This is a genomic window from Streptomyces sp. NPDC054887 (assembly GCF_053610585.1).
In genome coordinates this window covers 20,589-32,657 of record NZ_JBSGYQ010000076.1, presented here as the reverse complement: position 1 = coordinate 32,657, position 12,069 = coordinate 20,589, and the positions used below count along the sequence as shown (strand labels likewise).

Genomic DNA, 12,069 nt, shown 5'->3' with positions numbered 1-12,069 from the left:
GTCCGGTACGGGCGCCGCCCCGCTTCACGTGGCCGCCGCCGGCGGCGGCGTCGCCGCGCCCGGCAGCTCGATCAGGGCCTCCGTGCCGTCTCCGCCGCCCGGCGGGCGGCGCAGCGTCACCGTGCCGCCCGCCTGCTGGACCGTACGGGCCACGATCGACAGGCCGAGGCCCGAACCGGGCAGGGCACGGGCGGACGGGGATCGCCAGAAGCGTTCGAAGACGTGCGGGAGTTCGCTCTCCGGGATGCCGGGGCCGTGGTCGCGCACCGTCAGGGTCCCCTGCTCCAGGGTCACCCGGACCGTGCCGCCCGGCGGGCTGAACTTCACCGCGTTGTCGAGCACGTTCACCAGCGCCCGCTCCAGCGCGGCCGGCTCGGCCCGTACGTACCAGGGCGAGAGGTCCGCGCCGATCGTCAGCTCCGGGCCGCGCAGCCGGGCGCGTTCCAGCGCCGTGGCGGCGATCTCGTGCAGCGCGACGACCCGCAGCGGGCCGGCCTCGTCGGCGGTGTCGGGCCGGGCGAGTTCCTGGAGGTCCCCGATGAGGGACGCCAGTTCGGTCATCTGGGCCTTGACGGACGCCATGAGCGCCGCCCGGTCGGCGGGCGGGATCGCCCGGCCGGTCTCGTCGCTGCGGGCGAGCAGTTCCACGTTCGTCCGCAGGGAGGTCAGCGGGGTCCGCAGTTCGTGGCCCGCGTCCGCGATCAGCTGGGCCTGGCGGTCGCGGGACGAGGCCAGGGCGCCGGTCATCGCGTTGAAGGAGCGGGAGAGGCGGGCGATCTCGTCCTCGCCGTCGACGGGGATGCGTACCGTCAGGTCCTCCGTGCGCGCCACGTGCTCGACGGTGTCGGTGAGCCGGTCGACGGGCCGCAGACCGGCCCGGGCGACCAGCAGGCCGGTGGCGCCGGCGCCCAGGACGCCGATGCCGGACAGGGCGAGGAGCACCCAGGCGAGGGAGCCGAGCGGATCGTCGACCTCGCTCATCGGGCGGGCGATGGAGACCGCGAACGGCGGGCCGGGGAGCAGGTCCTGGCGGAAGTTCGGGTACGGGTAGGTGAAGACGCGCATCTCCTCGCCGTCGGCGGCCTCGGTGGTGTGCAGGGCGCTGTCCCGCTCACCGGTGGCCACGGCGACGTCGGCGTCCTGCACGGGGATCGGCGCGACCGGGGAGGAGCAGGGCTCGCCCGAGGCGGGCACGAGCTGCACGACGTACGTGCCCAGAGGTTGTACGGCGGCGTTGCCGCCCGCGCAGCCGAGGCGCAGGTTGCGCACGTAGTCGTCGCCCACCTTGACGTTGCGCAGCGACGCGTCCAGCTGGTCCTCCAACTGCTCCCGCGTCACGAACCAGCAGGCCGCCGCCACCGCCGCCACCGCGATCGCCACGGCGGTCGCGGTCAGCAGCGCGAGGCGGGACCGCAGCGGCAGCGTCCGGAACCTGCGCGTCGCACCGCTCACGCCTCGCCCCGCAGCGCGTACCCCACACCCCGCACGGTGTGCACCAGGCGCGGCTCGCCGCCCGCCTCCGTCTTGCGGCGCAGGTACATGACGTACACGTCGAGCGAGTTGGAACTCGGCTCGAAGTCGAAGCCCCAGACCGCCTTGAGGATCTGCTCGCGCGTCAGCACCTGGCGCGGGTGGGCGAGGAACATCTCCAGGAGCGTGAACTCCGTGCGGGTCAGCTCCACCGGCCGGCCGCCCCGCGTCACCTCGCGCGTCGCCAGGTCCATCCGCAGATCGGCGAAGGACAGCAGGTGCCCCGGCCCCTCCTCGCCGCCCGCCGGTCCTGCCGTGTACGCGCTGCGCCTCAGCAGCGCCCGGATGCGCGCGAACAGCTCGTCGAGCTCGAACGGCTTCACCAGGTAGTCGTCGGCGCCGGCGTCGAGCCCGGTCACGCGGTCGCCGACGGTGTCGCGGGCGGTCAGCATCAGGATGGGGAGGGTGTCGCCGGACGAGCGGATGCGGCGGGCCGCCGTCAGGCCGTCCATGCGCGGCATCTGGATGTCCAGGACGATCAGGTCCGGTGCGTACGACGCCGCCTTCGCGAGCGCGTCGACGCCGTCCACGGCGACCTCCGTCCCGTACCCCTCGAAGGCGAGACTGCGCTGGAGGGCCTCGCGCACGGCGGGCTCGTCGTCGACGATCAGGATGCGCTCGGCGGGGGTGTTCATCGGGCTTCCTCGGCCTGCCTCTGGTGGGTGCGGTGGGTGCGGTGGGTGTCGGCCGGGTGGGCGCTGCGGTGGGTGCCCGGCCGGGCGCGGGGGCGGCCGCGGGTGCTCGGCCGCTCCCAGACTCGCACGCGGGGCGGGATCAGCCGTCGCCCCCGGCACGGAGCTCCTTCAGGTCCGCCTTGACCGTGTCGACGGGGACGGCGAAGCCGAGGCCGACGCTGCCCGCCGCGGAACCGCCGGCTCCGCTGGGCGCGTACATCGCGGAGTTGATGCCGATGATCTCGCCGTTCATGTTGATCAGGGCGCCCCCGGAGTTCCCCGGGTTGAGTGAGGCGTCGGTCTGGATCGCCTTGTACGTCGTCTTCGACGAGCCGGTGTCGCCGTTGAACTCCTGCCCGCCGAACTCGAACGGCCACTCGGTGCTGCCCCCGCCCCGCTGCCCCTGCCCGGAGCCCTCGTCCTTCGACACGGTGACGTCCCGGTCGAGCGCGGAGACGATGCCGCTGGTCACGGTTCCGGTCAGGCCCTCGGGCGAACCGATGGCCACCACCTCGTCGCCGACCTTCACGTCGCCGGAGTCCCCGAGCGCCGCCGCATTCAGGCCGCTCGCACCCCGCAGCTCGACGAGAGCGAGGTCCTTTCCGGGGTCGGTGCCGACGACGTCGGCGGTGTACGTCCTGCCGTCGTGCAGCCGGACCTTGACGGAGGAGGCGCCGGAGACGACGTGGTTGTTGGTGACGATCTCCCCGCCGGCGGTGACGATCACGCCGGAGCCGGTGGAGGCGCCCGACGCCGACGTCGCGCTGATCTCCACGATGCTCGGGCTCACGGCCCGCGCGACCCCCGCGACGGTGCCCCCGCTGCTCCGGGACACGTTCGTACCGGTGACGGCGCCACCGCCGGCGACGGAGTCCGGGGCGGACAGGCGCCCGGCGAAGGCCGCGGCTCCGCCGCCGACGGCGGCGGCGACGATGGCGACCGCGGCGACGAGGGCGACCGGCCGCCGCGCCCGCCGGTGGCCCGGCGCCGGGGACGCGGGCGCGTACGAGGGCGGCGGGGGGTACACGCCGCCGTACGGGAACGCGGTCTGCTGCTCGGGCTCGGGGTGTTCGCCGCTGCGGCGGGGGCTCTCGGTCATGTCCCAGAGCGTGGCCCGAGGACATGAGAACCGTCTGAGGAGCCGCTGAGAAGCCCGACAGAAGCGTGTATGCCCCATGTAAAGGTGGGGCGTACCAGGGGAGGGGCGGCAGGCTGCCGGCGTTACGTCGCGGGGCAGCCGCAGGACTGGCGTACCACCAGCGCCGAAGGGAACTGCTTCAGCCGCTCGCGGCGCGAGCCCGCGACCCGCAGCGAGTCGTCCAGCACCAGGTCCACCGCCGCCCGCGCCATCGCGGGCCGGTCGGAGTACACCGTCGTCAGCGGCGGATCGGTGAGCGCCGCCTCCTTCACGTCGTCGAACGCCGCCACCGCCAGCTCGCCCGGCACGTCGATGCGCAGCTCGCGCGCGGCCCGCAGGACGCCGATCGCCTGGTCGTCCGTGGAGCAGAAGATCGCCGGCGGCCGGTCCGGCCCGGCCAGCAGTTCCAGGGCCACCTTGTAGGCGTCGTACCGGTTGTAGAGGGCGTGGAAGAGACGGCCCTCGGTGGACCGCCCCGCCTCCTGCATCGCCCGGCGCCAGCCGACGACGTGGTCGGCCACCGGGTCGCCGATCAGCGGGGTCGACTCCATGCCGCCGAGGCAGGCGACGTACGGATGGCCGTGCTCCAGGAGGTGGCGGGTCGCGAGCTGCGCGCCGCCGATGTTGTCCGTGACGACCGCCACGTCGTCGATCGTCTCCGGCCGCTCGTGCAGCAGGACCACCCGGGCGTCCCACGCCTCGATCTCGGCGGCCGCCCATTCGCTGGGGCCCTGGCTGACCAGGATCAGGCCGGAGACGCGCATCCCGAGGAAGGCCCGCAGGTAGTGGACCTCGCGCTCGTCGCGGTAGTCGGAGTTGCCGACGAGGACCATCTTCCCGCGGTCGGCGGCGGCCTGTTCGACCGCGTGCGCCATCTCGGCGAAGAACGGCTGCCGCGCGTCGGGGACGATCATGCCTATGAGGTCGGTGCGGCGGGACGCCATGGCCTGCGCGACCCGGTCCGGCCGGTAGCCGAGTTCCTTGATCGCGGCGAGGACACGCTCGCGCGTGGCCGGGGCGACCGGCCGGGGTCCGTTGTTGATGACGTAACTGACGACCGCGGTCGAAGTCCCCGCCAGTCGCGCCACATCGTCCCGCGTCACCTTGGCCACGCGCGGCAGTCTACGCGGGGGGACCTACCGCCGGGCAGGCCGTACGGCCTCTTCCTCCCGGGCGGCCGTGTCCGCCACCTGGGTGACGTCCGCCGGCTCCGCTTTCCGCGCCGCCTTGGCGCGGGCCTCCTCGGCCGCCGCCCGCTCGACCTTCTCCGGTGTCACGAAGCGGTAGCCCACATTGCGGACCGTCCCGATGAGCGACTCGTGCTCGGGGCCGAGCTTCGCCCGCAGCCGCCGTACGTGGACGTCGACCGTCCGGGTGCCGCCGAAGTAGTCGTAGCCCCAGACCTCCTGGAGGAGCTGGGCGCGCGTGAAGACGCGGCCGGGGTGCTGCGCCAGGTACTTCAGCAGCTCGAACTCCTTGAAGGTCAGGTCCAGGACCCGCCCCTTGAGCTTCGCGCTGTAGGTCGCCTCGTCGACCGACAGGTCGCCGTTTCGGATCTCCATCGGGCTGTCGTCCGAGGTGATCTGCTGGCGGCCGGTCGCCAGGCGCAGCCGCGCCTCGACCTCGGCCGGTCCGGCCGTGTCCAGCAGCACGTCGTCGATGCCCCAGTCGGCGGTGACGGCCGCGAGACCGCCCTCCGTGACGACGAGGATCAGAGGACAGCCGGGTCCGGTGGACCGCAGCAGCTGGCACAGCGACCTGACCTGCGGGAGGTCGCGGCGGCCGTCGATCAGGATGACGTCGGCACCAGGGGTGTCGACGAGGGCCGGGCCTTCGGCGGGAGCCACCCGCACGCTGTGCAGCAGCAGGCCGAGGGCGGGGAGCACCTCCGTCGACGGCTGAAGGGCATTGGTCAGGAGCAGCAGAGAACTCATCGTCGGCCACCTGCCCGGGTCGTCCGGTCGTGCACGGTTCGCTTGCCCATTACGTCGGTTCCTCCTCGGTCCCTGCGAGGACGTATGCGGCACTGCTTCGACGGTCGGCCCCGCGCCCTGGGACCGCGCCGCGTCATCTGTCCGTAACAACGGACAGAAAACACAAAAGGACCCGGGGGCAACGTTGCCCAGGTCCTATGCCCAGCAGAATAGCCCACATGAGTTCCGTACCGGAGGGTCACGACCGCAGAACGCGTGTTCCTTCGATCACGCACGGCTTCCGGCGCGCGGCGTCGGGGCAGGACGGGGCGGCCGTCCCTGGGGCCGCCCGGCGAACGGTTCTGCGGGCGCGGGACGGGGTCAGGATCGAGGCGCTGTACGAGCCGGCGGACGGCGGCGGGGCCGGTCCCGCGATCGTCGTGGCGCACGGTTTCACGGGGTCGGTGGACCGTCCGGCGGTGCGGCGGGCGGCCCGCGTATTCCGGCGGTACGGCGCTGTCATCACCTTCTCCTTCCGCGGGCACGGCGGCTCCGGGGGCCGCTCCACGGTCGGCGACCGGGAGGTGCTCGACGTGGCGGCGGCGGTCCGCTGGGCCCGCTCGCTGGGGCACGAGCGGGTGCTGACGGTCGGCTTCTCGATGGGCGGCTCGGTCGTCGTCCGCCACGCGGCGCTGTACCGGGACGAGGCGGGCGGCGGCGCCCCGGGCGGCGGCGTGCCGCACCGGGGGCGCACGGATGCGCGACCGGCGGACGGCGCCGCGCAGAGCGCCGGCCGTGACCCCGTGCGCGCCGCCCGGGAATCCGCGCGACCCCGGCACGACCCCGCGCGCTCCGCCGACCAGGTGTCGGCCCGCGCCGACGCCGTCGTCGCGGTCAGCGCTCCCGCCCGCTGGTACTACCGGGGTACGGCGCCGATGCGGCGGCTGCACTGGGTGGTCACCCGGCCCGCCGGGCGGCTCGTCGGACGCTTCGGACTGCGGACCCGGATCCACGACCGCGACTGGGACCCCGTACCGCTCTCGCCGGTCGAGGCGGCGGCCCGGCTCGGCGCCACGCCGCTGCTCGTGGTGCACGGCGACCGCGATCCGTACTTCCCCCTGGACCACCCCCGGGCGCTCGCCGCGGCGGCCGGCCGCGGCGAACTGTGGATTGTCCCCGGCATGGGCCACGCCGAGAACGCGGCCGAGGAGACACTGCTCACCCGCATCGGCGCCTGGCTCGCGGCGGCATAGCTCATCATGGAAGCCGACGAAAGGAGCGCCGCTATGGCAGTGGGCACCATCCGCTTCTGGGCGGCGGCCAAGGCCGCCGCCGGCACCGCAGAGGAGCCGTACACGGCGCAGACGCTCGCCGAGGCGCTCGACGCGGTGCGCGAGCGGCACCCCGGGGAGCTGACCCGCGTACTCCAGCGGTGTTCGTTCCTCATCGACGGCGACCCCGTCGGGACCCGCGGTCATGAGACCGTACGGCTGGCCGAGGGCGGCACGGTCGAGGTGCTCCCGCCGTTCGCAGGAGGATGACCACCACACCATGAGCAACCAGCAGCCCTACCCGCCGTACGACGGCCACGACCCGCGCGAGGGCCTGCACGCGCCGGCCGCGCAGGAGCCCCCCACCCAGACCTGGGAGGGGGAGACCTGGGACACCCAGTACCAGCCGGTGCAGCAGCCGTACCGGCCGCACGAGCCGGCCCCCGGCGCCGCCGGCACGGCGTACCCGCCGGACGGGAACGGCGGGTATCCGCTGCCGCCGGAGACGCAGGGCTCGCCGTACGCCCCGTACCAGGCCGGCCCGACGCCGTACGAGCCGCACACGGGGGCGTACGAGCCCGCCGGCGCCGCCCCCCGGCCGGGCCCGGCCGCCTACGAGCCCGCCTACGAGCCCGCGTACGAACCCGCGCCGGAGGCGTACGGGGCCGCGCCGGCCCAGGCGTCCGCCGCGGCGTACGCACCCGCGCCCGCCGCCGCCCCGGCTGCCGGCCCGGCCGCGTACGGCGCCGCCACGACCGGCGGCAACGTCCGGCTCACGGACGCCCAGCGCGCCCGCGCCGAGGGCCGGTCGCCGATCATCGCGCCCGGGATGCAGCCCGCCGCGCTGACGGCCGTGCTCGCGCTGCTGCTCGCCGGCGCGGCGGCCGTCGGCCCGTACGCGCTGCTCGTACCGCTCGTACTGCTCCAGGCGGTCACCGCCGCCGGCTGGTTCCGGCTCAACGGCATGTGGCCCGCCCGCCAGGGCATCGCGCTCGCCTTCCTCGGCGGAGTCACCGCCGACATCGCGCTGCTCGCCGTCGACGCCGCGCACGCACCCGCCGCGATCATCGGCACGCTCGGCGTCTGGGTGCTGCTGACCCTCGTGCTGCAACTGCGCAACCGCGCCTCCGCCGACGAGCGGATGTACGGCCTGACCGCCACCGTGACCTCGGCCGCGCTGGCCGTCGTCGCCGCCGGCCACCTCGCGGCGGCCCCCGAGGCGGTGACCGTCGGCGGCGTGGCCGTGGCCGTCGCCGTGCTGGGCCGCGCCCTGCCGCTGTCCGGGATCCCCTCCGTCGTGGTCGCGCTGCTCGCCGCCGCCGGCGCCGGGATCGCCGCAGGCGGAATGACGGACATGGGCTCCGAGGGCGCGCTGCTGGGTCTCGCGGCCGGCGTCTGCGCGCTGGTCGGCCTGCGCGTGGCCAGCTACGACTACCCCTCCCGGTTCGTCCACATGACGGCCGGGGTGGCGCTGCCGCTGACCGCCGCCGCGCCCGCCGTCTATCTGATCGGCAGGGCCGTCGCCTGACGCCTGTGCTTACCTGGCAGTAGGCTCGTGATCGCCGAGGGGGCTTGGGCGAGTGCGACGGAACCGATCAGTTGTGGGGGACCTGTAAGCCATGCGTGCACTGCGAATACTCCTCGTCGTCGGCGTGATCCTGGGTGGCGTGTTCGTCGCCCTGGACCGCCTCGCGCTCAACTACGCCGAGTCCGAGGTCGCCGAGCGGGTCAAGAGCCGCCAGGGCCTGACCGGCACCGTCGACGTGTCGATCAAGGGCTTCCCCTTCCTCACCCAGGTCGCGTCGAAGCACTTCGACCAGGTCGACGTCACCGTCGACGGCGTCGAGGCGAGCGCGGAGGGCCGCACGGTCCGCGTCAGCGAGCTGACCGCCGCCCTGCACGACGTGCGCGTGCGGGGCAGCTTCAGCGGCTTCTCCGACGCGACGGCGGACCGCGCCACCGGCTCGGCGCGGATCTCGTACGAGGACCTGACCGCGGCCTCGGAAAGCTCCTTCCCGGTCTCCTACGGAGGCGACGGCAAGGTGAAGGTCACCGGCTCCGCCGAGATCCTCGGCCGTGAGATCACCCGCAGTGTCATCTCCACCGTCAGCGTCGTGGACGGCTCCACGATCCGGGTGCGGGCGGACGAGGTACCGGGCGAGGGGCTGCCCGGCATCGAGGAGCAGGTCCGGGAGAAGACCGACTTCGACCGGCGGATCAGCGGCCTTCCCGAAGGGCTGAAGCTGGAGAAGGCCGAATCGACGAAGGACGGCCTGGAGATCACCGTGACCGGCACGGACGTCGGTCTCGCCGGATAGTGAGACGGCGGCGTCCGCCCCTCAGGCAGCGGGCGGTCGCAGGCCGCCCGCGGGCCGGGTCCGGGGCCCGCCGCCCGCATCTCGTCCCGTATCGCGGACGATCGCGTCTCAGCATCCGACACGCCGGTGACATGCCGGTCGTCACCTCCCTACGATCGGTCCCATGCAGCAGCGACAGGCGGACCTCACGAAGCGGCGGGCAGTAGACCTGTGCCGCGTCGCCGCCATGCTCTGTCGCACTGCCTGAGCGGGCTCCGACCGGCACAGCCCGGCACCCGCCTTCCCCGGCCCCAGGACCGACCGACCGAACTGGTGCAGTCGAAGTCAGGGCCACCCACCCGTGCGGTCGTCCACCGTCGCGCCTCCGCGCGTCGGCGTACCCGCACAGCCCCTCGCGCATAACCGCCGCACACTGCCCCGGAGGAGAACAGCATGAGCCGCAGCGACGTCCTGGTCGACGCAGACTGGGTCGAGGCCCACATCGAGGACCCGAAGGTCGCGATCGTCGAGGTGGACGAGGACACCTCGGCGTACGAGAAGAACCACATCCGCAACGCGATCCGGATCGACTGGACCAAGGACCTCCAGGACCCGGTCCGCCGCGACTTCGTCGACCAGGCCGGCTTCGAGAAGCTCCTGTCCGAGAAGGGCATCGCGAACGACACCACGGTCGTCCTCTACGGCGGCAACAACAACTGGTTCGCCTCGTACGCCTTCTGGTACTGCAAGCTCTACGGCCACCAGGACGTCCGCCTCCTCGACGGCGGCCGCAAGAAGTGGGAGCTCGACTCCCGCGACCTGGTCGCCGAGGTTCCCCAGCGCCCGGCCACCCAGTACAAGGCCCAGCCGCAGGACACCTCGATCCGCGCCTTCCGCGACGACGTCGTGGCCGCGATCAACAGCCAGAACCTCGTCGACGTGCGGTCCCCCGACGAGTTCAGCGGCAAGCTGCTCGCCCCGGCCCACCTCCCGCAGGAGCAGTCGCAGCGTCCGGGCCACGTCCCGTCCGCCCGCAACATCCCGTGGTCCAAGAACGCCAATGACGACGGCACCTTCAAGTCCGACGAAGAGCTCAAGGCGCTGTACGAGGCCGAGCAGGTCGACCTGGCGAAGGACACCATCGCCTACTGCCGCATCGGTGAGCGCTCGGCCCTGACGTGGTTCGTCCTGCACGAGCTGCTCGGTGTCGACAACGTCAAGAACTACGACGGCTCGTGGACCGAGTACGGCTCGCTGGTCGGCGTGCCGATCGAGCTCGGCGCCAACAAGTAACCCCTCTCGCCTGCGACTCGAAGGACGGAATCAACATGTGTGGAGCAAAGGCCGGCGGCCCCGACGCCTCGACGATCAAGCCCGGTGAGACCACCATCCAGGGCAGCGTGACCCGCGACGGCGAGCCCGTCACCGGTTACGTCCGCCTGCTGGACTCGACCGGCGAGTTCACCGCCGAGGTCCCGACCTCGGCCACGGGCCAGTTCCGCTTCTACGCGGCCGAGGGCACGTGGACCGTGCGCGCGCTGGTGCCCGGCGGCACGGCGGACCGTACGGTCGTCGCGCAGACGGGTGGCCTCGCGGAGGTCGCGATCGCCGTCTGACGACGCTCTCTACTGGCCGGAGGGCCGCACCCCAGGGGTTGGACGCCACTGGACGGGGTGCGGCCCTCCGGTCGTACGGTGGAGGTATGTACACGCGGCGGCGGCGCGCCTACTTCCTGCTGATGGGCGGCTGCGTCTTCCTCTTCGTCTCCGCCTGGGCCGTGGTGCGCCTGTGGTCCGTGCCGGCGGCGGTCGGCATGTGCTTCCTCGCGATGGTCATCCCGCCCGTCGCCGCGATGGTCGCGAACCGCCGGGGACCGGACGACCGCTGGTGGGACGACCCCTCCGGAGACCCGAAGTCCGACGACTGGTGGGACGAGCTCGACGGCAAAAAGCGTCCCCGGCAGCCGGGCGGCCAGTAGACGGTCAGTAGACGAGGGCCTGGACGCCGTCCGCCATGATCTCGCTGACGAAGACCTGGGCGCCCGCGATCCGCACGCCGTCGATCACGTCCTTCTCCGTGATCTCGCGCCGCGCCGCGCACTGCGTGCACAGCGTGATCCGACCCGCCGCCGTGATCGACTCGATCAGGTCCGGCAGCGGCGCCGCGTGCGGCAGTTCGAACTCGGCCGCCCGGCCGGGCAGCGCGAACCACGAGGACTCGCCGGTCAGCCAGAGCGAGACCTCCACCCCGCTGGCCACGGCCACGGCCGCCACCGTGAACGCCTGCGAACACCGCTCGGGGGCGTCGGCCCCGGCAGTCACCTTGATCACGAGCTTCTTACCCATGCCCGAACTGTAATCCGCCGCCGTACAACCGCCGCCGCCCCTCACTGGTCTGTAGTGCGCCGCAGGTAACGGAACCTGCGCCTCAGGTCTCGTGGGGGACCCCTTGGACACAGCAGAACCTCGCCCTGATCCTCAGGATCCGGCTTCCGCTCCCGCTCGGGAGCCAACAGCCGTAGGTCCCCGCGGGAGGGGCCGCACCACTGCGCTGATCGCCACGGCGGCCGTGCTCGGCGTGGTCGCCGGAGTGATCACCGGCTATGCCGTGCAGTACGACCGTGACCCGACTCCACTGCCGCCGCTGTCCCAGCCGGACCTGCGCGACCCGAAGGCGATCGCCGCGGGACCGCACGGGAGCCCGCAGTCGCTGCACGCGCACCGCCGGGCGAAGACGGACGGTGATCTGCGCAGACTGCTGGTGAAGAAGCCGGCGGGCGCCAGATCCGGCACGCCGACGCCCGAGGGCTGGAAAGGGCTCGTGGAGTTCGCGCAGGAGTACAGGGAGCCCGACCGGATGTTCCGGTACATGGCGGAGGGCGACTTCCGCCGGATCGCGACGACCTCGTGGTCGGAGCGGGGCGAGGTCTTCGTCACCGTCAATCTGATCCAGTTCCGCGACGACCACGCGACGTACGCCGAGGACTGGGTCCTCGATCAGCAGAGCTACCTGCCACGTGCCACGTACGCCGGCAACGACGGGAAGCCGATCCCCGGCAGCGGCAACGGACGGGTCTACGTCTACGACGAACCGCACCGCGAGCCCGGATACGAACCGGTCTACCAGTCCCGCGTCCTCGCCCGGCGCGGCGACGTCGTCATGGACATCTGGTACTCGAACAACACCCGCCGGATATCGGAGAAAGCCGTCATGTCCATAGCCAAGCAGCAGTTGGGGCGACTGTGA

15 protein-coding genes are annotated in these 12,069 nt (G+C 73.0%); 9 read left to right on the top strand and 6 right to left on the bottom strand.

Annotated elements, in window-relative coordinates:
- Positions 1 to 24: 24 nt before the first annotated feature.
- The 5 genes from ACWGH0_RS30235 to ACWGH0_RS30215 all read right to left on the bottom strand — a co-directional run bounded on the left by ACWGH0_RS30235 (position 25) and on the right by ACWGH0_RS30215 (position 5,276).
- Entirely contained in the window at positions 25 to 1,452 is a 1,428-nt protein-coding gene (locus ACWGH0_RS30235; protein WP_453407449.1) for a sensor histidine kinase, read from the bottom strand.
- Positions 1,449 to 2,165, bottom strand: coding sequence for a response regulator transcription factor (locus ACWGH0_RS30230; RefSeq protein ID WP_453407448.1), 717 nt, complete (start codon positions 2,163 to 2,165; stop codon positions 1,449 to 1,451). Before ACWGH0_RS30230 ends, ACWGH0_RS30235 begins: the two co-directional genes overlap by 4 nt.
- Positions 2,166 to 2,304: 139 nt before the next feature.
- A complete protein-coding gene (locus tag ACWGH0_RS30225) occupies positions 2,305 to 3,303 on the bottom strand; it encodes a S1C family serine protease (protein ID WP_453407447.1) in 999 nt (332 codons plus the stop codon).
- A 122-nt stretch (positions 3,304 to 3,425) separates the two neighbouring features.
- Positions 3,426 to 4,454 (bottom strand): LacI family DNA-binding transcriptional regulator, encoded by a 1,029-nt coding sequence (locus ACWGH0_RS30220; RefSeq protein WP_453407446.1) that lies wholly within the window; start codon positions 4,452 to 4,454, stop codon positions 3,426 to 3,428.
- A 24-nt stretch (positions 4,455 to 4,478) separates the two neighbouring features.
- Positions 4,479 to 5,276 (bottom strand): winged helix-turn-helix transcriptional regulator, encoded by a 798-nt coding sequence (locus ACWGH0_RS30215; RefSeq protein ID WP_453407445.1) that lies wholly within the window; start codon positions 5,274 to 5,276, stop codon positions 4,479 to 4,481.
- Between the two features lie 218 nt (positions 5,277 to 5,494).
- On the opposite strand from ACWGH0_RS30215, the gene ACWGH0_RS30210 reads away from it, so the two are divergent.
- The 8 genes from ACWGH0_RS30210 (at position 5,495) to ACWGH0_RS30175 (ending at position 10,801) form a co-directional block, all read left to right on the top strand.
- A complete protein-coding gene (locus ACWGH0_RS30210) occupies positions 5,495 to 6,508 on the top strand; it encodes an alpha/beta fold hydrolase (RefSeq protein ID WP_453407444.1) in 1,014 nt (337 codons plus the stop codon).
- Positions 6,509 to 6,541: 33 nt separating this feature from the next.
- Positions 6,542 to 6,796 (top strand): MoaD/ThiS family protein, encoded by a 255-nt coding sequence (locus ACWGH0_RS30205; RefSeq protein ID WP_453407443.1) that lies wholly within the window; start codon positions 6,542 to 6,544, stop codon positions 6,794 to 6,796.
- A 10-nt stretch (positions 6,797 to 6,806) separates the two neighbouring features.
- Positions 6,807 to 8,054, top strand: a complete 1,248-nt coding sequence (locus ACWGH0_RS30200; RefSeq protein ID WP_453407442.1) for a hypothetical protein — start codon at positions 6,807 to 6,809, stop codon at positions 8,052 to 8,054.
- 91 nt (positions 8,055 to 8,145) lie between these two features.
- On the top strand, positions 8,146 to 8,844 hold the full coding sequence (locus tag ACWGH0_RS30195; protein WP_453407441.1) for an LmeA family phospholipid-binding protein: 699 nt from the start codon (positions 8,146 to 8,148) through the stop codon (positions 8,842 to 8,844).
- A 163-nt stretch (positions 8,845 to 9,007) separates the two neighbouring features.
- Positions 9,008 to 9,091 (top strand): putative leader peptide, encoded by an 84-nt coding sequence (locus ACWGH0_RS30190; RefSeq protein ID WP_355254274.1) that lies wholly within the window; start codon positions 9,008 to 9,010, stop codon positions 9,089 to 9,091.
- 185 nt (positions 9,092 to 9,276) lie between these two features.
- Positions 9,277 to 10,116: a sulfurtransferase gene (locus tag ACWGH0_RS30185; protein ID WP_453407440.1), complete on the top strand. Its 840-nt coding sequence runs from the start codon at positions 9,277 to 9,279 to the stop codon at positions 10,114 to 10,116.
- Between the two features lie 35 nt (positions 10,117 to 10,151).
- Positions 10,152 to 10,439 (top strand): DUF1416 domain-containing protein, encoded by a 288-nt coding sequence (locus ACWGH0_RS30180; protein ID WP_018101653.1) that lies wholly within the window; start codon positions 10,152 to 10,154, stop codon positions 10,437 to 10,439.
- A gap of 86 nt (positions 10,440 to 10,525) precedes the next feature.
- Complete coding sequence (locus tag ACWGH0_RS30175; RefSeq protein ID WP_453407439.1) at positions 10,526 to 10,801, top strand: DUF3099 domain-containing protein; 276 nt, start codon at positions 10,526 to 10,528, stop codon at positions 10,799 to 10,801.
- A gap of 4 nt (positions 10,802 to 10,805) precedes the next feature.
- On the opposite strand, the gene ACWGH0_RS30170 is transcribed toward ACWGH0_RS30175, so the two are convergent.
- A complete protein-coding gene (locus tag ACWGH0_RS30170) occupies positions 10,806 to 11,168 on the bottom strand; it encodes a DsrE family protein (protein ID WP_453407438.1) in 363 nt (120 codons plus the stop codon).
- Positions 11,169 to 11,400: 232 nt separating this feature from the next.
- Here ACWGH0_RS30170 and ACWGH0_RS30165 point away from each other — a divergent pair, with 232 nt between their 5' ends.
- Entirely contained in the window at positions 11,401 to 12,069 is a 669-nt protein-coding gene (locus ACWGH0_RS30165; RefSeq protein ID WP_453407437.1) for a hypothetical protein, read from the top strand.